Consider the following 21,781-nt stretch of genomic DNA (forward strand, 5'->3'; position numbering starts at 1 on the left):
CACAAGAAAGTTCCACCATGAATCGGAAATACCTGGCCGGCATCGCGGCCGCCAGCATCCTGACCCTCAGCCTCACCGCCTGCGGTGGAAGCAGGGGCGGCGGCGACGACGCCGCTGCGGAGGGCGGCTCCAACGAGGGCGCCAAGATCGGTGTGGCCATGCCCACGCAGCAGTCGGAGCGATGGATCGCCGACGGCGAGAACGTCAAGAGCCAGCTGGAGGACCTCGGCTACGAGGTGGACCTCCAGTACGCCAACGACGACATCCCCACCCAGGTCAGCCAGATCGAGAACATGATCAACGGCGGCGTGAAAGCCCTGGTCGTCGCGTCGATCGACGGCACCACGCTGACGAGCGTGCTGGACCAGGCGGAGGCGCAGGACATCCCCGTCATCGCCTACGACCGCCTCATCAACGGCTCCGACACCGTGGACTACTACACCACCTTCGACAACGAGGAGGTCGGCGTCCAGCAGGCCACCTCGCTCCTGACGGGCCTCGGGATCCTCGACGCCGAGGGCGCCGAGACCGGCGAGGAAGGGCCGTTCGACGTCGAGCTCTTCGCCGGCAGCCCGGACGACAACAACGCCACCTTCTTCTGGGACGGCGCCATGAAGACCCTCCAGCCCTACCTCGACAGCGGCGTGCTGCGCGTGCCCAGCGGCCAGACCGAGTTCGAGCAGGCCGCGATCCTCCGCTGGCTCCCCGACACCGCGCAGGACCGCATGGAGGACCTCCTCACGGTCGGCGGCGGCGAGCAGCTCGAGGGCGTCCTGTCGCCCTACGACGGCCTGTCCATCGGCATCATCTCGGCCCTGACCTCCGGCGGCTACTCCGCGGACGACCTCCCGGTCGTCACCGGCCAGGACGCCGAGGTCGGCTCCGTGAAGTCGATCATCGCCGACGAGCAGTACTCGACGATCTTCAAGGACGTCCGCGAGCTCGGCAAGCAGGCCGTCACCATGGTGGACGCCCTCATGAAGGGCGAGGAGCCCGAGGTCAACGACACCGAGACGTACGACAACGGCGAGAAGATCGTCCCCTCCTACCTGCTCGAGTCGCAGATCGTCACGGTCGACAACTACGAGGCCGCGCTCGTCGAGACCGGCTACTACACCGAGGACGAGCTCAAGTAGCCGTCCCGCAGCACCCATGATGCCTGTGGCTCCGGACCGTCCCTGGTCCGGAGCCACAGGCGCTGTACCTCGCCCGGCCCCTGCCGGGACTTCCACTCAAGTAAGCGAGGCTCGACCATGGCGGAGAACATCCTCAGGATGCGCCGCATCACCAAGACCTTCCCTGGCGTGAAGGCACTGCAGGACGTCAACCTCGACGTCGCGCGCGGAGAAGTCCACGCGATCTGCGGGGAGAATGGGGCCGGCAAGTCGACCCTCATGAAGGTGCTGTCCGGGGTCTACCCCCATGGCACGTACGACGGCGACATCGAGTTCGAGGGCGGTGTCGTCGAATTCAAGGACATCCGCGACAGCGAGCGCGACGGGATCGTCATCATCCACCAGGAACTGGCACTGTCCCCGTTCCTCTCCGTCGCCGAGAACATCTTCCTCGGCAACGAGCGCGAGAAGCGCGGGTTCATCGACTGGAACGAGACCAACCTGGAGGCGGCCAAGCTCCTCCGCCGCGTGGGGCTCGACCTCAATCCCGTGGTCCGTGCCGGTGACATCGGCGTGGGGAAGCAGCAGCTCGTGGAGATCGCGAAGGCGCTGTCCAAGAACGTCAAGCTGCTGATCCTCGACGAGCCCACCGCAGCCCTGAACGACGAGGATTCCGCGCACCTCCTCGGGCTCGTGAAAGGACTCCGCAAGGAGGGGATCACGAGCATCATCATCAGCCACAAGCTGAACGAGATCAGGGCGATCGCGGACTCCGTGACGATCCTCCGTGACGGCCGCACCATCGAGACGCTGAGCCTGCACGACGGCTCCGTCACGGAGGAGCGCATCATCAAGGGGATGGTCGGCCGTGACATGGCAAGCCGCTACCCCGATCGCACACCGGTGATCGGCGAGGAGGTGCTCCGCGTCGAGGACTGGACGGTGCACCACCCGCAGGAGTCGGCCCGCGTCGTCGTCGATGCGGCCAACCTCTCCGTGCGCGCCGGCGAGGTGGTCGGCATCGCCGGACTCATGGGCGCAGGCCGCACCGAACTCGCCATGAGCATCTTCGGCCGCAGCTACGGCTCGAACATCACCGGGACGCTCTACAAGAACGGTGCTCCGATCACCGCGCGCACCGTCGGCGAGGCGATCCGGCACGGCATCGCGTACGCCACGGAGGACCGCAAGAAGTACGGACTCAACCTGATCGACGACATCAAACGCAACGTGTCCGGTGCCGCCCTCGGCAAGCTCGCGAAGCGCGGCTGGGTCGACAGCGGCCGTGAAGCCGTCGTCGCCGGCGACTACCGGCGGTCCATGAACATCAAGGCCCCGACGGTCACGGCCATCACGGGCAAGCTCTCGGGCGGGAACCAGCAGAAGGTGGTGCTCTCCAAGTGGATGTTCTCGGACCCCGACGTCCTGATCCTCGACGAGCCCACCCGCGGGATCGACGTCGGCGCCAAGTACGAGATCTACACGATCATCAACCGCCTCGCCGCAGAGGGGAAGGCCGTCATCGTGATCTCCTCCGAGCTGCCCGAGCTGCTCGGCATCTGCGACCGCATCTACACCCTCGCCGAAGGCCGCATCACCGCGGAAGTGCCCATCGGGCAGGCGACCCCCGAACTCCTCATGCAGTACATGACCAAGGAAAAGGACTGACTCCATGGCTACCACCGTCAAGGACCCCGCGGTGACCGCGCCGCCGCCTCCCGTGAAGCACGGGCTGGCCTTCCTCACGAGCCGGCTGCGGCAGATCGGCATCTTCGTCGCCCTCATCGTCATCGTCGCACTGTTCCAGGTGCTGACCGGCGGCGCGCTGCTGATGCCGGACAACGTCTCGAACATCATCGTCCAGAACAGCTACATCCTGCTCCTGGCCATCGGCATGGTCATGATCATCGTCGCCGGGCACATCGACCTGTCCGTCGGATCGGTGGCCGCCTTCGTCGGTGCCATGTCCGGGATCATGGTGCAGGACTGGTCCTTCCCCTGGTGGCTGGCCTTCATCGTCTCCCTCGTCATCGGCGGTCTCGTCGGCGCCTGGCAGGGTTTCTGGGTGGCCTACGTCGGCATCCCGGCCTTCATCGTGACCCTCGCGGGCATGCTCGTCTTCCGCGGTCTCACGCAGATCGTCCTGGAGAACCAGCGCATCACCGGCTTCCCCGAGGAGTACCGCCAGCTCGGTGGGGGCTTCCTGTTCCCCGGCCTCTTCCCGGCGGAGACCAACATCCTCGACTGGACCACGGTGGGCCTCGGCGTGATCGCCGTCGTCCTGCTCGTGGTCAGCCAGCTCCGGGGGCGGGCCACGCGCGCCCGCCTCGCGCTCGAGGACGAGCCCGCGGCGTGGTTCTTCACCAAGCTGGCGTTCATCGCCGTCCTCATCCTGGGCCTGACCTACCTGCTGGCCGGTTCCCGCAGCGGGACGCCGATCGTGCTGGTGGTGCTCGGGATCCTGATCGTCGCCTACAGCCTCGTGATGAGCAACAGCGTGTTCGGTCGCCACGTCTACGCCCGCGGTGGCAATCTCCAGGCGGCCCAGCTCTCCGGCGTCAACACCAAGCGCATCGACTTCATGCTCTTCGTCAACATGGGCGTGCTCGCGGCACTGGCGGGACTGATCTTCACCGGCCGGCTCAACTCCGCTGGCCCGGGTGCGGGAAACCTCTTCGAGCTCGACGCCATCGCGGCGGCGTTCATCGGCGGGGCGGCCGTGACGGGCGGGGTGGGAACAGTCATCGGAGCCATCACCGGCGGCCTCATCATGGGCGTGCTCAACAACGGCATGTCCCTGCTGGGCGTCGGCATCGACTACCAGCAGTTCATCAAGGGCATGGTGCTCCTGCTCGCCGTCGGCTTCGACGTCTTCAACAAGCGCCGTGCGTCCAGCGCCCTGAAGTAGGCGGGAAAAAACCGGGAGAGGGCGTAACCTTCCCGTTCCGTCCGTCGATTACCAGTATGTAAGCGCCGCACCGAGGCTTATCCCCCAACGGGCCTCGGTGCGGCCTTTTCTTTGCCGCAGGCCTTCGAGGCCGAAGCCTGCGGGTGGGGCAGAGCGGTTACGATGGTGTCGCCGCCCCGCCTGAACAAGGAATAGACCGTGGTCACACCGCTGCCTGAGGATGCGCTCACCCGCGCTCAAGCAGGCGAACCCGCGGCCTTCTCCCTCCTCTACCAGGCGCTCGGTCCGGCCGTGCTGGGATACTTCGCGGGGCGCGGCTCCGAGGATCCGGAAGCCCTGACCCAGGAGGTGTTCCTCACGGTCTTCTCGAAGATCGACACGGTGGCAGGGGGGCTCTCCGGACTCCGGACCTTCACGTTCTCCGTCGCGCACGCGCGGTACGTGGACGAGGTGCGGAGGAGGGCCCGGACGCCCGTGGTCGTCGGCTACGAGGTGGACGGTGACACGCGGCTGACGGACTCCGCCGAGACCGTGGCCCTCGGTCAGCTCGACCTCGGAGGTGCAGGAAGCATGCTCGCCCAGCTCAACGACGAGCAGCGCGATGTGCTCCTGCTCCGCATCGTCGCCGAACTGCCGATCGAACAGGTGGCCGAGATCCTGGGGAGATCGGCGGGATCGGTCAAGCAGTTGCAGCGGCGGGGACTGCTCAAGCTGAAGGAACTCGTACAACCCAACGAATCGGACGCGCTATGACTGGTCATGACACCCCGTCGCCGGACCCCGTGCTGCACCTCCTCCAGGAGTCCGGCATCCCCGAGGACCCGGCCCTCGTCCGCGCCGTCGGGATCGTCCGGGACCTCGCCACCGGCCCCGCGCCCGATGCGTCCGCGGCTCTGGCGCAGCTCATGGCCGACGGCGGCCGGGCAGGGCAGGGCCGGCGCCACAAGCGCCGCATCACCTTCATCGGCGGTGCACTCGCCGTCTCGATGGGAGTCGGGATGTCCGGCGTCGCCGCGGGCACGCTCCACTTCCCCCAGGGGATCGGTGACGCCGTCGAGTCGATCACCCGCTTCTCCATCCGGGACAGCGCTGACCGCGCCGAGCGCGGCCATGCTCCGCTGGTCGAGGCCGGCGCCGGCAGGGCACCGTCCGGCCCGGCTCCCGGAGCGTCCCTGACGGGTCCGGCCGCACCACTGCCGGCACCTGCCGCGGACCCGGCCCCCGGTGGTCCTGCGGCCGAGCCGGGAGCGGGTGCCGCCCTGTCCGGCGGAGCGCCCGCCCCACGTGACAGGGCTCCCGGTGCATCCTCCGGCGGTGCCGGCGCTCCGACGAGCGTGCCCGCTTCGGCGTCGGGTGCTGTTCCCGCCGCGGCGTCGGTTCCCGCCGTGCGGTCCGTCGTGGCTCCGGCCCCGATGCCGATCACGTCTGCGCCGACCGCCACCTTGTCGGGCAGCCCGACGACGGAGAGCGTGCACGGCGTACCCGGCGCACGGGCGCCCGTGCCCGCACCCGGCCCCGGCACGACCAGCGCGCCGGGCCTGTCACCGGGCGTCCCCGGTTCCCGGCAGGAGCGATCGACGCCGGGTACGGGCAAGGCCATGCCCGACGTCCCGGCCGGGCCCCGGGACACGAACGCCGGAACGAAGGCTGTCCGCGACCAGGCCGGGCACCTCGGCGATCCCGGGCTCCGCAGGTCCACGCACCCGGTCCATGCCGATGGTGCTCCAGTGTCGCCGCACACCACGCCGACGCTCGGCCCGCAGGCCCGCTTCCTGCGGATGGCGCCCGTCGAGCCATGGGACGAGCTGGTCCCGTCCTCCCCGCTGCGGGAGGAGGATCAGTGGCTGTACACGCTCGTCGCCGACCCTGGTGTCGATGACGGGACCTGGTGGAGCCTCACCGCGGACGCCCCGGTGCCGGTCGGCCCGGTTACCGCGCCGGAGGAGCCCCCGGTGCGCGACGGGACACTCCATGACGTTCCCGTCGACGGGCCCGTGCCTGCCGTGCCTGCCGTGCCTGCCGTGCCCGACACTCAGGTCGGTGCTTCAGCGGGGGTCGCCCCGGCCGGGAACACGGGTGGAGCGGTACCCGTCGATGACGCGGCTCCCGGTCCGGTCGGCCCTGTGGCTGCGCAGGACGACGGATCAGTGGACGCAGCGATCATGGCGCCGGACGCGGGGACATCCGGGTCCGGTTCCGTGTCGACCTCCGACGGCGACGCGGGCGACGGCGACGGAGCCCCGGTCGACGCAGGCGACACTCCGGCGGAGGACAACGCCGCAGCGCCGGCCGGTTAGGACGTGATCTGCCGCTTCGAGGAGATGACCCCGGTGTTGAAGCCCGCCAGGTTCAGTCCACCGTGGAAGCGCGCGTGCTCGATCTTGATGCACCGGTCCATGACGACGTCCAGGCCTGCCGCCTCCGCGGAACGCGCCACGTCCTCGTGCCAGGAGCCGAGCTGCAGCCACAGCGTCTTCGCTCCGACGTCGAGGGTCTCCTCCAGGACGGTCGGCAGGTCGTCGTGCTTCCGGAACACGTCGACCACGTCGGGCACCTCGGGGAGATCCTTGAGCGAGGCGTAGGCGGGCTGCCCGAGGATCCGGCTCGCCACCGGATTGACGAAGTACAGGCGGTACGGCGAGGACGACTGCAGGTAGGTCGCCACGAAGTAGGAGGCCCGGGACGGCTTGTCGGACGCACCGACGATCGCGACGGACCGGGCGCTCCGGAGCAGCGCGAGCCGCTCGGGGGCCGAGGGCCCCTCCCACGTGCGCGGTGCTGCTTCCGTGCCGCTCATGCTCCCACTCCCACTGCGCGCGTCGCCGACGCGTTGTCGTCGTTCCCGCCTGCCGCTTCCTGCGGGAGGTCGTCGAAGGCCTCGTCCGCGGCATCGACCGCGAGGGCGAGTGCCTGGTCGATGTCCCACAGGATGTCCTCCAGGTCCTCCAGACCCACGGAGATGCGGACGAGGTCCTCGGGAACGCCTGCCGCGAGCAGCTGTTCGGTGGAGAGCTGCTGGTGCGTCGTCGAGCCCGGGTGGATCACGAGGGTGCGGGAGTCGCCGACGTTCGCGAGGTGCGAGGCGAGCTGCAACGACTCGATGAACTTCTGGCCTGCCTTGCGCCCGCCCCGGATACCAAAGCTGAACACGGACCCCGGCCCCTGCGGGAGGTACGTCCTCGCGCGCTCGTGGTGCGGGTGGGTGGGCAGGCCTGCGTAGTTGACGTACTCCACGCGAGGATCGGCCTGGAGCCACTGCGCCACGGCGAGGGCGTTCTCGAGGTGCTCGTCGAGGCGCTGGGCGAGCGTCTCGACGCCCTGCAGGAGCTGGAAGGCCGACGACGGCGAGAGCGACGGGCCGATGTCGCGGAGCTGCTCGGTGCGGAGCTTGGTGAGGAACCCGTACTCACCGAAGTTGGCCCACCACTGGATGTTGCCGTAGGAGGGCACCGGCTCGGTCATCATGGGGAACTTGCCGTTGCCCCAGTCGAACCGGCCGCTCTCGACGATCATGCCGCCGAGGGTGGTGCCGTGGCCACCGATGAACTTGGTGGCGGAGTGGATGACGATGTCGGCGCCGTGCTCGATGGGCCGCACGAGGTACGGCGTGCTGAGGGTGGAGTCGACGATGAAGGGGATGCCGGCGTCGTGTGCGACCTGCGCGAGTCCCGCGAGATCGGAGATCTCACCCGACGGGTTCGCGATCACCTCGGCGTAGACGGCCTTCGTGTTCTCGCGGATGGCCGCTGCGTAGTCCGCCGGGTCGGTCCCCGGAACGAAGGTGGTCTCGATGCCGAAGCGGCGCAGCGTGACGTCGAGCTGGGTCACCGTCCCGCCGTACAGCTGGGAGGCGGCGACGATGTGGTCGCCCGCCTGGCACAGGGCCGCGAAGGTGATGAACTCGGCACTCATGCCCGACGCCGTCGCCACGGCGCCGATCCCGCCCTCGAGGGAGGCGATGCGCTCCTCGAAGGCCGCGACGGTGGGGTTGCCGATGCGCGAGTAGATGTTGCCGTACTTCTGCAGCGCGAAGAGGTTCGCGGCGTCGTTCGTGTCCTTGAACACGAAGGACGTGGTCTGGTAGATCGGCACGGCCCGCGCGCCGTGCGTGGCGTCGGGGGTTCCGCCGGCGTGCAGCGCACGCGTGCGGAAACCGAAGGAACGTTCTGCCATCAGACACCTGCCTTGCTGGGATGGGTTGCGGCGAGGGTCTCGTCCGGATCGAAGTCGACGCCGGCCCTGCGGGCCGCATCCGCCTCGAGCTCGCGCACGATCGGGAGGATGTCCGTACCGAAGGCGGCGACCTCCTCCTGGAAGTGCAGGTAGCAGGTCAGGAAGAGGTTGACGCCGATCTTCTTGTACTCGACGATCCGCTCGGCGATCTGCTCCGGCGTGCCGATCAGTTGCGTCCTGAAGCCGTCGTTGTACTGGACGAGGTCCTCGAAGGAGGAATCGGCCCACATGCCCTTGCCGTCCTTCGTGGAGGCGCCCGCTTCCTGCACGGCATCGCGGAAGCCCTCGACGGCGGGACGGTGGGCCTTGGCCACGATCTCACGGAGCGTGTCACGGGCCTCCTTCTCGGAGTCGCGCGAGATGACGAAGCCGTTGAGTCCGTACCGGGGACGGCGCCCGGCGGCGGTCGCCGAGGCCTGCACCCCGGCGATGTTCTCCCGGAACCCGTCGAGGTCCTTCCCGTTCGAGAAGTACCAGTCGGCGACACGGCCGGCAGTGGCCTGCGCCGCCGTCGAGTTGCCGCCGAAGAAGACCTCCGGGTGCGGGCGGCCGGGGACGTCGACGGGTGGAGGGCTCAGCGTGAAGTCGGTGATGTCGTAGTACTTCCCCGACTGGCTGTAGCCCTGTTCGGTCCAGAGGCCCCTGAGCACGCGGATGAACTCCTCCGTGCGGACATAGCGCTCGTCGTGCTCGAGCCACTCGAGGCCGAAGTTCACGAACTCGTCCTTCAGCCAGCCGGAGACGATGTTCACGGCCGCGCGGCCGTTCGAGATGTGGTCGGCCGTGATGATGAACTTGGCCAGCACCCCGGGGTGCCACATCCCGGGGTGGACGGCGGCGATCACCTTGAGTCTCTCGGTCGCTGCGAGGAGGGCGAGGGAGAAGCTCGTGGCCTCGTGCTGCTTGTCCGCGCCGTAGGAGGCGGCGTACCGCGTCTGCGAGAGGGCGTACTCGAAGCCGGCGTCCTCCGCGATCCGGGCGAGCTTGCGGTTGTAGTCGAAGTCCCAGCTGGTGCGCTGCTCGATGGTCGAGACCACCAGGCCTCCACTGACATTGGGGACCCAGTAGGCGAACTTCAGGGGAGTGGACAGGTCGGCGACGCTCATGACTTCCTCCATCGTTCTGGCAGTAGCACCCTACTGTCCCCGTGGTGGACGGGGGCCAGGGTTGCTGCGGCGTCAATGAGCCAGATCTCTCGGCCGCTCGGGATGGTCAAGCACGAGTGTGACACCGGGGGCCAGACAATCCAAACAATGTGTCGCTCTGCGTGGTGCCGGATGTCAGGGCGGAGTCCTGGTCCGTACGCCTAGGGTTGGTGCATGGATCACGGCGGAACCGAGGAGTGGAGGGCTGCGACGCGCGAGCAGGAGCGCCTCCTGTGGAACACCCTGTGCTGGGTCGGTGCCGTCCTCACGCTCGTCCTGGCCGGCAGCATCGTGGCGGCATCGAGTACCGGCGGGACATCCGTCGGAGTGTGGTTCTTCGTGCAGCAGTGCGGCCTGCTGATCCTCAGCGCAACGGGGACCGTGCTCGCCTTCCGTCGATGGCGTTCCGCGGGATCGCGCCGGGAGCGGACGCCGCAGGGCGATCGGTGACCGCCGGGCAGGGCAGGATACGCCCCGTTACAGAAATGTGACAAACGCTCGGAGCGCTGGGTACTCTCGTTCGGTGCTCCCGTCCACGTGGGGCGCTCCCGCACGGATTGCCGAGCCCTGCCGCCGATCGGGATACGTCCGCATACACCGAAGGCAGGGACGGGGGAACCATCAGTTCCACCGGACGCGCAGGATCCCTGCACGCGTCCTCGGGGTTAAGTCGCACCGCACCGCCCACCGGCGGTGCCCGCGGCCGGGTGACTCCCATCCGAACCCGACAGCTCACCCCGCAGGCATGGGAGAGGTATAGAACCATGTCACGAATCACTTCACCGGCACGCCACCGCGCGGACGTCGACGGAAACCTCGCGCTGCAGGGCCTGTCCCGCGCCGTGAAGAGCGGAGCCACCGCCGTGGGCCGCCCGGTCGCCATCGTCGCCGTGACGTCGGGCCTCGCCCTCAGCGCCGTCGGCACCGCACACGCCGGCACCTACACCGCCGAGGGCACGACGGCCCCGGTCGCCGCCGTGGCTCCCGCTGCCGCAGCAACCGCCGCGGGCACCGCCCACACCGTCGCCGCCGGCGACACCCTGGGTGCCATCTCGGCCCGCTACGGCGTCGAGCTCACCACGGTCCTGACCGCGAACGGCCTCTCGCTCGCATCGGTCATCTTCCCCGGCCAGACGATCGTCATCCCCGCCGCCGGTGCTGCCGTCGCGGCGCCGGCCCAGACGGTGTCCGCTCCGGTCGCCGCTGCACCAGCGGCTCCTGCCTTCCAGCAGGCCGCCGCCGTCGCTCCGGCTCCGGCCGTGTCCACGGACCCCGGATCGGGTGTCTACCTGGCCTCGGCAGCGGTCACCCCGGTCGCCGCCGAGACCGCTCCCTCGGGCAACGCCGCGGGCGCCATCCTCGGCTCCGCCCGGGCGCAGCTCGCGGCCGGTGCCGTGCAGGACTGCACCGTGCTGGTCGAGAAGGCCCTGCGCGCCGCAGGTATCTCCGTCGGGGACCTCGGCCCCTCGCAGTTCTTCCAGTTCGGCGCCCAGGTGTCCACCCCCGCTCCCGGTGACCTCGTCATCACGGGCGGCCACGTGGCCGTGTACGTCGGCGGCGGACAGGTCATCAGCAGCGGCATGAACGGCATCAACGCCACCATGCAGCACCCTCTCTCGGATCTTCCGGGAGCATCCTTCGTCCGGGTGGGCTAATACCGGACGGACCACGCACGGGAGACGGCAGGCGCTTGGACGGGGCGCTTGCCGTCTCCTTCGTCGTTGACCCGCGGTGCAGTACCGCCGGATAGGCGCCTCAGGCGCTGCGGCGGAGGACGTCCTGGATCCCGGGGATGCACCCCTCGTTCTGCAGGGATGTCGTGTCCCCCAGCTCCGTGCCCTCGAAGAGCTGCGTGAGCAGGCGCCGCATGATCTTGCCGGAGCGCGTCTTCGGCACGTCCTCGACGACCACGACGGCCGAGGGGCGTGCGATCGGCCCGATCGCTTCGGCGACCTGGGCCCGCAGCGTCCCGGAGACGTCGGTCGACGAATCGGTGCCGGCGGCCAGCACCACGAACGCCGCGATGGCATGGCCCGTCACGGGGTGTGCGATCGGGCACACGCCCGCTTCGACGACGAGGGGGTGGGCGACGAGGGCCGACTCGATCTCGATCGTCGACAGCCGGTGACCGGACACGTTGATCACGTCGTCCACGCGCCCGAGGATCCAGGTGTCGCCGTCGTCGTCGTACCGCGCGCCGTCGCCGGCGAGGAACCAGCCCTCGGCCGCGAACATCCGCCAGTAGGAATCGAGGTAGCGCTGGGGATCGCCCCAGACGGTCCGGGCCATCGCGGGGCCGTGGCGGTCGACGACGATCAGGCCCTGCTCGCCCGCCGGTACCGCCACGCCGTGCCGGTCGACGATCCGCGTGGAGACCCCCGGCAGGGCCCGCGCTGCGCAGCCCGGCTTGAACGAGGTGTCGGTGGGGCTGGGGGAGAGGATCGTGGCGCCGGTCTCGGACTGCCACCAGGTGTCGACGACGGGGAGCTCATCGCGGCCGAGGTTCCGGCGGAACCAGCGCCAGGCTTCGGGGTTCACGGCCTCGCCGACCGTCCCGAGCACGCGGAGGCTCGAGAGGTCCCAGGTGGACGGGACACCGTCGGGGAACCAGCCCATGAGGGAACGGACCAGGGTGGGCGCCGTGTAGTAGCTCGTCACGCCGTAGCGTTCGATGATCTCGAAGTGGCGGCCGGGGTGGGGTGTGTTGGGTGTGCCTTCGAAGATCACCTGCGTGGCACCGTTGGAGAGCGGGCCGTAGATCTCGTAGGTGTGCGCCGTCACCCAGGCGAGGTCGGCGGTGCACCAGTGCACGTCGTCGTCGCGCAGGGCCGGATCGGGGTGGCTGAACAGGTGCTCGAAGCTCCACGACGCCTGCGTCAGGTAGCCGCCCGAGGTGTGGACCAGACCCTTCGGCCTGCCCGTGGTCCCCGAGGTGTACATGATGAACAGGGGCGTCTCGGCGTCGAACGCCTCCGGCTCGTGGTCGCTGGGCGCGGCGTCGACGACGTCGTGCCACCAGACGTCGCGGCCGTCCGTCCACGGGACGTCCGAGCCGGTGCGCCGGATCACGAGGACGTGCTCGATGCTGCTGCTGCCCGCCACGGCCGCGTCGGCGTTCGCCTTGACGGGCACGGCCGTTCCGCGGCGGTACTGGCCGTCCGTGGTGACGAGGAGTCTGGCGCCGGTGTCCTCCACGCGGAAGCGCAGCGCCTCGGCGGAGAACCCGCCGAAAACGAGCGAATGGACCGCGCCGATCCGCGCGCACGCGAGGGTGATGACGACGGTCTCGACGAGGACAGGGAGATACACGACCACGCGGTCGCCCTTCCCGATCCCGAGGGCGAGCAGCGCGTTCGCCGCGCGGCACACCTCGTCCTGCAGGTCCGCGTAGGTCACCGTCCGGCGGTCACCGGGTTCGCCCTCGAAGTGCAGGGCCACGCGGTCTCCGCGACCGGCGCGGACATGCCGGTCCACGCAGTTGACGGCGACGTTCAGGGTGCCGCCGGCGAACCACTCGATGACGGGGACACTCAGCGTCCCGTCCGCCCGGGGCTCTGCCTTCGCGAAGGAGTGCAGGGTGTCCCAGGGCTCCGCCCATTCGAGCCGGGCCGCCTGCTCTTCCCAGAAGGCCAGGCGCGTTGCCTCGTCCTGCAGGGGTGCCGCGGCGTGCGTCGTCGTTCCTAGGCCCACCGGCGCACCGCCCAGCGCTCGGCGATCCCGAGCAGGGCGTCCGTGGTCTTGCCGATGATCGCCAGCAGGATGATGGCGAGGAGGATGCGGTCCACGCGCCCGTTCTGCTGGGAGTCGACGAGCAGGAACCCGAGCCCCATCGACGAGGCGATGAGCTCCGCCGCGACGAGGAACAGCCACGACTGGGCGAGCGCCAGTCGCAGGCCGGAGAACAGGGCGGGCACGACGGCGGGGAGCTGCACCGTGGTCAGCAGGCGCAGACCGTTGACCCCGAAGGCCCGGGCCGCCTCGACGAGGTTCCGGTCCACGTGGCGCAGTCCGAGGTAGAGCGTCGTGAAGACGGGGAAGAAGGCACCGATGGTGATCAGGGTGACCTTCGAGTCCTCGTTGATGCCGATCCACAGGACCAGGAGCGGCACCCAGGCCAGCGACGGGACGGCGCGCAGGGCGCCGACCGTCGGGGTGAGCAAGATGTCTGCGACGCGGGAGAGGCCGAGGACGGCGCCCGCCACCACGCCGAGCACGGACCCGATCAGGAAGCCGAGGACGACGCGCTGGGTGGAGATGAGGATGTGCGTTGCGAGCTGGCCGCGGTCCACCAGGTCGACGGCGGCCGCGAGGACCGAGGTCGGGGAGGGCAGCTGCGACGGCTTGAAGAAGCCGGACGCCGTGCTGAGGTGCCAGCCGAGCAGCAGCAGGGCGGGGACGATCAGACCGAGGAGGATGATGCCGATGCGGCGTCCCGTGGTGCTCCGGGCGCCCCTGCCGAACCCGGCCGGGACATCGCCCTGGCCGACGGCGTCCTCGGCGGTGACGGGAGAGCCGATCGCCGCCAATTCGGCCCGGCTGATCGGGACGGCCCGCTGCCCCACCTCGGAGCTCATGAGCCGGCGCCGATCGAGGCGGGATCGGCCTTCTCGACGAGCGAGGGATCGAGGAGGGACCCGAGGGCCTCGTCGATCTGCTCCTGTGACTGGACGTCGCCTGTCTCGACGAACACGGGGCCGATCTTCTCGAGCACGGCGCGCTGCGCGTCACCGGGGGCCGGGTCGACGTCGAGGTTGGTGCGCTCGATGATGACGGAGTTCGCGACCGCCGGGTCGATGGCTGCGACCTCCGCGAGGATGGCTGCCGTCTCCTCGGGGTTCTCCCTGGCCCACTCCCGCGCCTTCTCGTAGGCGTTCACCACGGTCTGGGCGACGTCGGGCTTCTCGGCGAGGAAGTCCTCGGTGGCGTTGAGGAACCCGTAGCTGTTGAAGTCGATGTCGCGGAAGAACAGTTGTGCGCCGTCCTGCTCCGCGGCGGCCATGATCGGATCGAGGCCGGCCCAGGCGTCGACGGCGCCGCTCGCGAGTGCCGCGCGGCCGTCCGCGTGCTGCAGGTTCTCGATGGTGACCTCGGACTGGTCCACGCCCGCCGCCTCGAGCGCCTGCAGGAGGAAGAAATAGGGGTCGGTTCCCCTGGTCGCGGCGATGGACTTGCCGCGCAGGTCCTCCACGCTCGTGATGCCCGAGTCCGGCAGCGTCACCAGGGCGGACCACTCGGGCTGCGAGTAGATGTCGATGGCCTTGATGGGGGACCCGTTGGACCGGGCGAGCAGTGCGGCCGATCCCGCGGTGGAGCCGACGTCGATCGCTCCGGCACGCAGGGCCTCGTTCGCCTTGTTGGAGCCCGCGGACTGCACCCAGGTGACGGTGATGTCCTGGTCGGCGAGTTCCTCCTCGAGCCAGCCCTGCTCCTTGATGATGAGGCTCAGGGGGTTGTACGTGGCGAAGTCGATGTTCAGGGTGCCGCCCTGCGTGCCGCCGTCCGCTGCGGCAGGGGCGGTATCGGAGGCGTTCTCACCTGCGAGGCACCCGCTCAGGCTGAGCGAGAGCGCGGAGGCGAGGGCGAGGGTGGGCAGGAGGGCGCGGCGGTTCATGGTGGTCCTTCATTGAAAGGGAGGTGCGGAAAGGAAGGGAGGGCGCCCGGGAAGTCCCCGGCGGAACCCGGCGGGCAGTGCGGCGGAGGGCGGGCTAGTGCCCGGTGACGCCGAGCAGGGAGAGCAGCGAGCTGCGGAGCGCGCCGAGATCCGCGGAGTTGCGGTCACGTGGGCGGGCGCCCGGAACGGTCACGAGCTCAGTGATCGTGGAGCCCTCGCGTCCGTCGTCGTGCCCGTCGTCGTCGCGCCCGAGGACCAGGATGCGGTCCGCGAGCTGGAGGGCCTCGTCGACGTCGTGCGTCACGAGCAGCACCGTGGTGGGCTGGGCGCTGTGGATGTCCAGGAGGAGGTCCTGCATCCGGATGCGCGTCAGGGCGTCGAGTGCCCCGAACGGTTCGTCCAGCAGCAGGACACCGGGATTGCGGGCGAGGGCCCGCGCCAGGGAGGTGCGCTGCGCCATGCCGCCGGAGACCTCCCGCGGACGGTGCTTGGCGAAGGCGTCGAGGCCCACGAGCTTCAGCAGTTCGAGGACTTTCGCCTTGCCCGCGCTGGCACTCGAGGACTTGGGCAGTCCGATGGCCACGTTCGCCTGGAGGGTGTGCCAGGGCAGCAGGCGCGGTTCCTGGAAGGCCACGGCGCAGCGTTCGTCGATCCCGGAGACGGGCGTGCCGTCGATCAGGACCTCGCCGCTGTCCGGCACGTCGAGTCCTGCGGCGGCCCGCAGGAGCGTGGATTTGCCGCAGCCGCTCGTGCCGAGGATGGCCAGGATCTCACCCGGCTCCACCTCCACCGACACGTCCCGCAGGACCGCGCGGCGGCTGCCGGCGGCGCCGAAACTCCGACCGAGGCCGGAGAAGTGCACGCCGAGGGCCTGCTTGGAGGTGGTGCGGGTGGTGCCGGGTGCCAGAACTGCAGTCATGGTGTCTCCATCGGTCCTGGCGGTAGCACCCTACGGACCGGGCCTTCGCCACCGCGGAGCGGTGGTTCCCAGGGCTCGGACCTCGCTATCGCCGCGCCTCCGGGGGATGCACGACGACCAGGGTTGCTGCGGCTTCACTGATCCAGGTCTCTCGGCCGCTCGGGATGGTCACTCCCATGAAACGCCCGCGGCACGGCAGGAGCAAAATAGGGCCTGTAACAAAGGCTGTAACAATTCCCGCCCCGGCTCGACCTATCGGAAAGAGGCACATGGCACACCGGAACGATCCAGCGGTGATCGGCAGGCTCCTGGGCGAGCACGGGCGGTGGGCCGTCGTCGGGCTCTCGAACAATCCGCGGAGGGCCGCCGTCGGGGTATCGAGGTTCCTGATGGACAGGCTCGGGATGGAGGTGGTCCCCGTGAGCCTCAAGGGCGACGACGTCCACGGGCAGAAGGGCTACACGAGCCTCGCGGACGTCCCGGGAAGCATCGACGTCGTCGACTGCTTCGTGAACTCGAACCGGGTCGGCGCCGTCGTCGATCAGGCGATCGCCGTGGGGGCGCGTGCGGTGTGGCTGCAGCTGGGCGTCATCGACGAGGACGCCGCCCGCCGGGCCGCGGACGCCGGGCTCGAGGTCGTCATGGATACCTGCCCCGTCATGGAGGCCCCAGCCCTGGGGCTGTAGCGTCTCCGACTCACATGCGCTGGTACTTCGAGCGCACCACCATGAACACGCCGTAGGCCATGAGCCCGAGTGCGACGGCGCCGAGCAGCCACGTCCCGAACGGCTGGTCCCGCAGGGACTTCAGCGCGCCGTCCAGCCCGGTGGACTGCTCCGGGTTGTTCGTGACCGTGGCGACGAGGATCAGTACGCCGAGGACCCCGAGCGCGAAACCTTTCGCCATATAGCCCACGGTGCCGAGCGCCGTGACGGCGGTGCCGATTCCTCCGGACGGCAGGCTGGAGAGCTTCCTCCGGAAACGGCGCGTCGCCCCGCTGTAGATGAAATAGCCGCCGACGACGAGGACGCCGACACCGACCGCGAAAAGGAGCGCTGCGCCGGCCGGATGCGCCATGAGGGACGCGCTGAGCGAACTGCTGGAGCTGCTGCTGTCGCTCGACCCGCCCAGCGCGAACTGCCCGAACGTCGCGCCGATCACCGCGTACACCACGGCCTGGCCACCGTTCTTCGTGCGGGCCGTCAGCTTCTCCTTCCCGCTCAGTGCGCGGACACCGAAGAAGATCTCGCTGAGGAAGAAGAGGGCGAGCGCGATACAGCCCAGGAAGCAGAACCACAGCAGTGCGGTGCCCCCGGGACTGCCGGCGAGCTGGCCGATGGCTCCGCTCTGGTCGGCGCTCCCCGATCCGCCCGTCGCGAGTCCCAGCGCGATCACGCCGATGACGACGTGCAGGATCCCCGCAGCGACGTAGCCGGCGCGGGCCGCGAGTTCGAAGCCCTTCGAATCCGCTGCTTCCTCCGCCGCGTCCGAGGCCCGGTCCATCGCGTCACCGGTCCCGCCCCCCGCGCTCCTGCCCGACGTCGTCCCTGATGCCATGGTGGTCCCGCCTTCCTGGTGGCGCGGCGGGGGATGTCTCGGATGAGTCCCACCGGTCCGGACCTCATCTTGCCACTGCTTCCCCGGGATGGGGAGATACGGCGGGTGGCCCTCCCCGGGCGCCCGCCCCGCCACGGGCGCGGTGGTCCACTAGGTTGGGTCCGGGGCGGCGGCCGGCACGGCACCGCACACCGACGGAAGAGGATGCCATGGAGCAGTTCACGTACGAGGAGCGCGGCGCAACCGATCGGCCGTTCCCCGGCTCGCTGGAGGGCGGCTGGCCCTCCGGGTACACCGTGATGGTCGAGTCCCGCGAGATCGCCACCGACGATCCGTCCGCATCGTTCATCGCGCTGACCGAGGGCATCCTGGCGTGGGAACTGCACCGGGGTGCGGGGCTCACCATGGATTCGCCCGTCGAACGGGCCGAGCCCGGGGCGCACGTCATCTCCGGATTCGGCCTCGGGCGGGCGCGCATCAAGGCACCGTGCCGTGTGATCTGGTCCAGGGCACCCCAGCTCGACGGCGCCGGCAGGGCGGTACCCGGCCAGCGGGGCGGCTTCGGGTACGGAACGCTGCCGGGCCATCCCGTGCGGGGCGAGGAGGGTTTCTACGCCGAGCTGACGGCGGACAACCGGTTGCTGTTCATCTGCTCCGCCTACAGCGTCCCGGCCGGCCCCCTGTTCCGGCTCGCCGCGCCGGTCACCCGGCTGACGCAGCGCTACGTCCTCTCGCGCTACGTCGCGGCGGCACGGGCCCTGGCCCGTCTCGGCTAGGTCGGGCCTGTCCGGGCGTGTCCGGGAACCCGTCCAGGGGCCCGTCCCGAGGCCGAGCGGGGATCACACCAGGACGAGGAGCCCGAGCAGTGCGATCAGGGGAGGCAGGCCCTGGATCGCTGCCGGGCGGGCGAGCCTCGCGTTGCCGAGGATCAGCACGAGCGCCGCAGCGAGCATGGAGCCCGTGGAGAGGACGACGAACCCCAGCCCGATCGCCGCGGCTGTCACCCCGCCGAGGAGCATGAGGACGACGCCGGCCAGCGCGCCGACCGCGAGGAACAGATTGTAGAAGCCCTGGTTGTAGGCGAGCGGCTGCGTGGTCTCCGCATCCTCCTGGCTCGCGATCCCGAAGACGCGCCACGTCCGTTCCAGACGCCAGCGGACCGACTCCAGGACGAAGATCAGCACGTGGACGAGCGCCGCGACGACGGCGGCCACGGCGGTCAGGGGCGGGAGCGGCAGTGGTTCCATGCGTCAGAGCGTACGTGTCCTGATCGGCCCTCGAGCGGGCGGAGGGCGCAGGACTTCTCACCGAATCGGATCCGAAACGGGAAGGTAACCACCGGCGATTAGCTTGTGAAGCTCCACGACCCGGAAGAGGTTCAGCATGGATGACGCAGTGGGGCAGCAAGCGGCGGAGGTACTCGCCGACGGATTGGGCAGGCGGAGGTTCATGGGGGTGGTGGCGGCGCTCGGCACCCTGTCCGCGGCGTCGGTCGCGGGGGCACCATCCGCGCCCGCAGCCGCGCCCGGAGGCGGCGTCGTCGTGCCGGCCAAGGCTCCTGACGCCCCGGGCAGGCCGCCCGGCCAGGGCAGGCCCGGCGCCGACATCCTGCAGCCCGGACAGGGCCGCATCAAGGGGGACAGCTACCTCTCGTCCACGCCGGACGAGGTGCTGTGGGGGTACGTGCCCACGGTGCACGCCACACCGGTGATGACCATGCGGTCCGGGAGGACCGTGACTATCGATGCGCTCTCGCACGAGGGGATCCTCGAGGACCAGGGGCGCGACCCGCTGGAGTACTTCGGGTCGCTGGGAGTGGGCAGCTCCTCCGTGTTGGCTGACGCCGTCGAGATCGCGGCGGGCTACCGGCGGACCCAGCGGCGGTTCGACGTGGACGGGCCGCACATCGTGACGGGTCCGATCGCCGTCGAGGGCGCCGAACCGGGGGATGTGCTGAAGATCGAGACCCTCGACGTGGTGCCGCGCGTCCCCTACGGCGTGGTCTCCAGCAGGCACGGCAAGGGTGGCCTGGCATCGCTCCCGGGACCCGCCGCACCCGCCGGCATCACCCTCGACGAGGTCATGCCACCGGTGGCGACCGACAACCGCGCATCGGGTGTGCCGACCGACTACGGGAACGTCTCGGTCTTCACCAGGATCGAGAAGGGCAAGGGAGTGATGACGAGCGGGGACATGGAGGTCCGGTTCCCGCTGCGCCCCTTCATGGGGATGATGGGCGTCGCCTTCGCCGAGGCCGAGGGGCTGACGGCCCCCGAGGCGAATTCGGTGCCCCCTACCCTGGGCGGCGGGAACATCGACATCCGGCACCTGGGGGCAGGCTCCACCTTCTACCTGCCGGTGCGGCCCCCGGGCGGACTCTTCTACGTCGGGGATCCGCACATGGGCATGGGTGACGGCGAGGTGGCCCTCACCGCGATGGAGGGGTCCCTCCGCGGGACCTTCCGCCTGACGGTCTGTAAGCCGGGGTCCGGCGATGCGCCGTCCGTGGCCTACTCCTATCCCTTCGCGGAGACGAAGGACGCGTGGATCCCGATCGGCCTGTCCGACCCGGACGGTCTGGCCGGCGGAGGAGTGTCCAGCGATCTGGACGTCGCGATGCGCCGCGCCGTCGTCAATGCCCTGGATTTCCTTGAGCACGATCGCGGCATGGACCGGGCCATCGCCTACGCGTACCTGTCCGCCGCGGCAGATTTCGCCATCTCGCAGGTGGTCGACCGTACGGTCGGCGTCCACGGCCTGATCGCGAAGGCGCACTTCGGCTGACACTGCACGCGAGATGGGAGGCGACGAGGCGGTACCCCTCTCTCTCCGGCGTCGCGCTGCAACGGCAGCGGCTGGGGTTACGCCCGATGCCAAACCGTTACATCCGAGGCGATCCGGTCCATTGCCCATGGCACCGATCACGCCTAGGTTGAAAAGTACAGCGATCGCCCAGCCCTCCCTCAGGTTCGTCTGAGTTGACGGTAGGACCACCCGATCGGCGGACCACGCTCTTCTGCAGGCGGCGCCCTCCCAGGAGGACGCCGCCAGCTTGTGGCGCCGCAGGCTGCGCCGTCGGGAATGGCCCGGGGGAATCTACGTGTTTTCAGGAGACGCGCACACATGATCGTTGCAAAAAAATGGGTTGCTGCCGGATCGACGGCCACCCTTCTCGCCGGTGGACTGTTCCTCGGCGCTCCGATGGCATCAGCAGCACCCGGTGATGCCGCCTGCCTGCAGGCTTCCACGCAGCTCAACGCTGCGCTCGGCCTGGCCGGGATCGACGTCACCTTCGTCAACCAGTTCGAAGCCGCGACGGCCGCCGTCGTGACCTCTGCGGCGGAGTACGAAGCCATCGCCGTGTCCCTCAACATCGAGGCCCTCCTCGCGGATGCCGAGGCGACGAACGTCGCTGCCGAGGACGCCCAGGTCGCCGTCGAGCTCGCACAGATCGCTCTCGCGGATGCCCAGGTCGCCGCTGACGGCGCTCCGGCTATCGCCGCCGCCGCACGCGTCGCCGCCGGAGAGGCCCAGGTCGATGTCGATTCCGCGCTGGTTGCTGTCGATGACGCGATCGCAGCATCCGATCCGGACACCTACCCGGACGTCGAGACGGACCCCGAGGTCGTCGCTGCTCGCGCCGCGCTCGCAACCGCTGAGGCCGCGCTCGACACGGCTGCCGCGGCCGTCGTCGCCGCTGATGCCGCAGTCGTCACGACCGGCGCCGCGCTGGTCGAGGCCGGCGTCACGCTCGAAGCAGCCGCAACGGCGGAGACCGTCGCCGTCGAGGCCGCGATCGCTGCTGCTGCTGCAGCAGACGTCGCGGTGAACGACCCGTCGTTGCTCGCCGCGGAGGCGAACCTCGTGGCAGCCAGCGCCGAGGCCGAGCGCCTCGCGCTGCAGCTGAGCAGCGATCCGGCCGTTGCGGCGGAGCTCGTGGAGCTGTTCAAGGCGTTCCTCGCGGCCTGTGATGCCGGCGCCATCGGTGTCACCCCGGTCACCCCGGTCGGCGTGCCCGCACCCACCACCCCGGCGCCCGGCGTCAAGACTCCCACCGGCACCAACAAGGGCCTCAACGTGCAGACCGCCGTCACCACCGAGGACAACAGCCCGGCTGTCGCCCTCATCGCGGCACTGCTGGCGGTCGGCGTCGCGGTTCCCCTGGCAACCGCGGCCCGCATGCGTCGCCTGGAGCGCGCACAGCGCTAGTACACTGGCTGTCCCGGTGCGGGTCGCGGTCTTCCGGCCGTGCCGCCCGCACCGGGACAGTGCATCATCCCCCTTCCTACCCGA

20 protein-coding genes and 2 riboswitches are annotated in these 21,781 nt (G+C 69.8%); of the genes, 11 read left to right on the forward strand and 9 right to left on the reverse strand.

Annotated elements, in window-relative coordinates; translation table 11 throughout:
- The first annotated feature begins 17 nt into the window (after positions 1 to 17).
- From chvE to FNH21_RS12630, 5 genes are all read left to right on the forward strand, one after another.
- A complete protein-coding gene (gene chvE / locus FNH21_RS12610) occupies positions 18 to 1,136 on the forward strand; it encodes a multiple monosaccharide ABC transporter substrate-binding protein (protein WP_152816229.1) in 1,119 nt (372 codons plus the stop codon).
- 117 nt (positions 1,137 to 1,253) lie between these two features.
- Positions 1,254 to 2,783 carry a multiple monosaccharide ABC transporter ATP-binding protein gene (mmsA, locus tag FNH21_RS12615; protein ID WP_055765436.1) on the forward strand — a complete coding sequence of 510 codons (1,530 nt, stop codon included), beginning with the start codon at positions 1,254 to 1,256 and terminating at the stop codon, positions 2,781 to 2,783.
- Positions 2,784 to 2,787: 4 nt separating this feature from the next.
- Positions 2,788 to 4,023 (forward strand): multiple monosaccharide ABC transporter permease, encoded by a 1,236-nt coding sequence (mmsB, locus tag FNH21_RS12620; RefSeq protein ID WP_082471137.1) that lies wholly within the window; start codon positions 2,788 to 2,790, stop codon positions 4,021 to 4,023.
- 198 nt (positions 4,024 to 4,221) lie between these two features.
- Positions 4,222 to 4,776 carry a sigma-70 family RNA polymerase sigma factor gene (locus FNH21_RS12625; protein WP_191931942.1) on the forward strand — a complete coding sequence of 185 codons (555 nt, stop codon included), beginning with the start codon at positions 4,222 to 4,224 and terminating at the stop codon, positions 4,774 to 4,776.
- On the forward strand, positions 4,773 to 6,320 hold the full coding sequence (locus tag FNH21_RS12630) for a hypothetical protein (protein ID WP_152816231.1): 1,548 nt from the start codon (positions 4,773 to 4,775) through the stop codon (positions 6,318 to 6,320). The genes FNH21_RS12625 and FNH21_RS12630 overlap by 4 nt, the downstream gene beginning before the upstream one ends.
- Here the strand turns inward: FNH21_RS12630 and FNH21_RS12635 are convergent.
- The 3 genes from FNH21_RS12635 to sfnG all read right to left on the reverse strand — a co-directional run bounded on the left by FNH21_RS12635 (position 6,317) and on the right by sfnG (position 9,374).
- Positions 6,317 to 6,820, reverse strand: a complete 504-nt coding sequence (locus FNH21_RS12635) for a CoA-binding protein (protein WP_152816233.1) — start codon at positions 6,818 to 6,820, stop codon at positions 6,317 to 6,319. The two genes, FNH21_RS12630 and FNH21_RS12635, sit on opposite strands and share 4 nt — an antisense overlap.
- The gene (locus FNH21_RS12640) at positions 6,817 to 8,196 is read right to left on the reverse strand and encodes an O-acetylhomoserine aminocarboxypropyltransferase/cysteine synthase family protein (protein WP_152816235.1); all 1,380 of its coding nucleotides are present in this window, start codon (positions 8,194 to 8,196) and stop codon (positions 6,817 to 6,819) included. Before FNH21_RS12640 ends, FNH21_RS12635 begins: the two co-directional genes overlap by 4 nt.
- On the reverse strand, positions 8,196 to 9,374 hold the full coding sequence (gene sfnG / locus FNH21_RS12645) for a dimethylsulfone monooxygenase SfnG (protein ID WP_152816237.1): 1,179 nt from the start codon (positions 9,372 to 9,374) through the stop codon (positions 8,196 to 8,198). The genes FNH21_RS12640 and sfnG overlap by 1 nt, the downstream gene beginning before the upstream one ends.
- Positions 9,368 to 9,471: riboswitch (SAM riboswitch) on the reverse strand. Its footprint overlaps the gene before it by 7 nt.
- Positions 9,472 to 9,575: 104 nt before the next feature.
- On the opposite strand from sfnG, the gene FNH21_RS12650 reads away from it, so the two are divergent.
- Together FNH21_RS12650 and FNH21_RS12655 are read left to right on the forward strand one after the other, a co-directional pair.
- Positions 9,576 to 9,851 (forward strand): hypothetical protein, encoded by a 276-nt coding sequence (locus FNH21_RS12650; RefSeq protein ID WP_152816239.1) that lies wholly within the window; start codon positions 9,576 to 9,578, stop codon positions 9,849 to 9,851.
- Positions 9,852 to 9,986: 135 nt separating this feature from the next.
- Positions 9,987 to 10,162: riboswitch (cyclic di-AMP (ydaO/yuaA leader) on the forward strand.
- Positions 10,163 to 10,165: 3 nt separating this feature from the next.
- Positions 10,166 to 11,056, forward strand: a complete 891-nt coding sequence (locus tag FNH21_RS12655; RefSeq protein ID WP_152816241.1) for a C40 family peptidase — start codon at positions 10,166 to 10,168, stop codon at positions 11,054 to 11,056.
- Between the two features lie 100 nt (positions 11,057 to 11,156).
- Here FNH21_RS12655 and acs read toward each other — a convergent pair whose 3' ends face one another.
- The 4 genes from acs to FNH21_RS12675 form a co-directional block, all read right to left on the reverse strand.
- The gene (gene acs / locus FNH21_RS12660) at positions 11,157 to 13,091 is read right to left on the reverse strand and encodes an acetate--CoA ligase (protein WP_191931943.1); all 1,935 of its coding nucleotides are present in this window, start codon (positions 13,089 to 13,091) and stop codon (positions 11,157 to 11,159) included.
- The gene (locus FNH21_RS12665) at positions 13,082 to 13,975 is read right to left on the reverse strand and encodes an ABC transporter permease (RefSeq protein ID WP_152816243.1); all 894 of its coding nucleotides are present in this window, start codon (positions 13,973 to 13,975) and stop codon (positions 13,082 to 13,084) included. Before FNH21_RS12665 ends, acs begins: the two co-directional genes overlap by 10 nt.
- Positions 13,972 to 15,012: an aliphatic sulfonate ABC transporter substrate-binding protein gene (locus tag FNH21_RS12670; protein WP_152816245.1), complete on the reverse strand. Its 1,041-nt coding sequence runs from the start codon at positions 15,010 to 15,012 to the stop codon at positions 13,972 to 13,974. The genes FNH21_RS12665 and FNH21_RS12670 overlap by 4 nt, the downstream gene beginning before the upstream one ends.
- A 94-nt stretch (positions 15,013 to 15,106) precedes the next feature.
- Positions 15,107 to 15,931, reverse strand: a complete 825-nt coding sequence (locus FNH21_RS12675; protein ID WP_152816247.1) for an ABC transporter ATP-binding protein — start codon at positions 15,929 to 15,931, stop codon at positions 15,107 to 15,109.
- Positions 15,932 to 16,200: 269 nt separating this feature from the next.
- Here FNH21_RS12675 and FNH21_RS12680 point away from each other — a divergent pair, with 269 nt between their 5' ends.
- A complete protein-coding gene (locus FNH21_RS12680) occupies positions 16,201 to 16,617 on the forward strand; it encodes a CoA-binding protein (protein ID WP_152816249.1) in 417 nt (138 codons plus the stop codon).
- 10 nt (positions 16,618 to 16,627) lie between these two features.
- On the opposite strand, the gene FNH21_RS12685 is transcribed toward FNH21_RS12680, so the two are convergent.
- Entirely contained in the window at positions 16,628 to 17,488 is an 861-nt protein-coding gene (locus FNH21_RS12685) for a DUF1206 domain-containing protein (protein ID WP_241743244.1), read from the reverse strand.
- 209 nt (positions 17,489 to 17,697) lie between these two features.
- On the opposite strand from FNH21_RS12685, the gene FNH21_RS12690 reads away from it, so the two are divergent.
- On the forward strand, positions 17,698 to 18,264 hold the full coding sequence (locus FNH21_RS12690; protein WP_191931944.1) for a DUF1990 family protein: 567 nt from the start codon (positions 17,698 to 17,700) through the stop codon (positions 18,262 to 18,264).
- A 63-nt stretch (positions 18,265 to 18,327) separates the two neighbouring features.
- Here FNH21_RS12690 and FNH21_RS12695 read toward each other — a convergent pair whose 3' ends face one another.
- Complete coding sequence (locus FNH21_RS12695) at positions 18,328 to 18,735, reverse strand: DUF1304 domain-containing protein (RefSeq protein WP_191931945.1); 408 nt, start codon at positions 18,733 to 18,735, stop codon at positions 18,328 to 18,330.
- A 136-nt stretch (positions 18,736 to 18,871) separates the two neighbouring features.
- Between FNH21_RS12695 and FNH21_RS12700 the strand changes: the two genes are divergently transcribed.
- Positions 18,872 to 20,272, forward strand: a complete 1,401-nt coding sequence (locus FNH21_RS12700) for an acetamidase/formamidase family protein (protein ID WP_152816253.1) — start codon at positions 18,872 to 18,874, stop codon at positions 20,270 to 20,272.
- 339 nt (positions 20,273 to 20,611) lie between these two features.
- A complete protein-coding gene (locus FNH21_RS12705; RefSeq protein ID WP_152816255.1) occupies positions 20,612 to 21,697 on the forward strand; it encodes a hypothetical protein in 1,086 nt (361 codons plus the stop codon).
- Positions 21,698 to 21,781 lie beyond the last annotated feature (84 nt).

The organism is Arthrobacter bussei (assembly GCF_009377195.2).
Taxonomy (GTDB): domain Bacteria; phylum Actinomycetota; class Actinomycetes; order Actinomycetales; family Micrococcaceae; genus Arthrobacter_D; species Arthrobacter_D bussei.

Coding starts and splice junctions, on each gene's coding strand:
- chvE (WP_152816229.1), top strand. CDS start 18: ATGAATCGGAAATACCTGGCCGGCATCGCGGCCGCCAGCATCCTGACC.
- mmsA (WP_055765436.1), top strand. CDS start 1,254: ATGGCGGAGAACATCCTCAGGATGCGCCGCATCACCAAGACCTTCCCT.
- mmsB (WP_082471137.1), top strand. CDS start 2,788: ATGGCTACCACCGTCAAGGACCCCGCGGTGACCGCGCCGCCGCCTCCC.
- FNH21_RS12630 (WP_152816231.1), top strand. CDS start 4,773: ATGACTGGTCATGACACCCCGTCGCCGGACCCCGTGCTGCACCTCCTC.
- FNH21_RS12635 (WP_152816233.1), bottom strand. CDS start 6,820: ATGAGCGGCACGGAAGCAGCACCGCGCACGTGGGAGGGGCCCTCGGCC.
- FNH21_RS12640 (WP_152816235.1), bottom strand. CDS start 8,196: ATGGCAGAACGTTCCTTCGGTTTCCGCACGCGTGCGCTGCACGCCGGC.
- sfnG (WP_152816237.1), bottom strand. CDS start 9,374: ATGGAGGAAGTCATGAGCGTCGCCGACCTGTCCACTCCCCTGAAGTTC.
- FNH21_RS12650 (WP_152816239.1), top strand. CDS start 9,576: ATGGATCACGGCGGAACCGAGGAGTGGAGGGCTGCGACGCGCGAGCAG.
- FNH21_RS12655 (WP_152816241.1), top strand. CDS start 10,166: ATGTCACGAATCACTTCACCGGCACGCCACCGCGCGGACGTCGACGGA.
- FNH21_RS12665 (WP_152816243.1), bottom strand. CDS start 13,975: ATGAGCTCCGAGGTGGGGCAGCGGGCCGTCCCGATCAGCCGGGCCGAA.
- FNH21_RS12670 (WP_152816245.1), bottom strand. CDS start 15,012: ATGAACCGCCGCGCCCTCCTGCCCACCCTCGCCCTCGCCTCCGCGCTC.
- FNH21_RS12675 (WP_152816247.1), bottom strand. CDS start 15,931: ATGACTGCAGTTCTGGCACCCGGCACCACCCGCACCACCTCCAAGCAG.
- FNH21_RS12680 (WP_152816249.1), top strand. CDS start 16,201: ATGGCACACCGGAACGATCCAGCGGTGATCGGCAGGCTCCTGGGCGAG.
- FNH21_RS12685 (WP_241743244.1), bottom strand. CDS start 17,488: ATGGCATCAGGGACGACGTCGGGCAGGAGCGCGGGGGGCGGGACCGGT.
- FNH21_RS12690 (WP_191931944.1), top strand. CDS start 17,698: ATGGAGCAGTTCACGTACGAGGAGCGCGGCGCAACCGATCGGCCGTTC.
- FNH21_RS12695 (WP_191931945.1), bottom strand. CDS start 18,735: ATGGAACCACTGCCGCTCCCGCCCCTGACCGCCGTGGCCGCCGTCGTC.
- FNH21_RS12700 (WP_152816253.1), top strand. CDS start 18,872: ATGGATGACGCAGTGGGGCAGCAAGCGGCGGAGGTACTCGCCGACGGA.
- FNH21_RS12705 (WP_152816255.1), top strand. CDS start 20,612: ATGATCGTTGCAAAAAAATGGGTTGCTGCCGGATCGACGGCCACCCTT.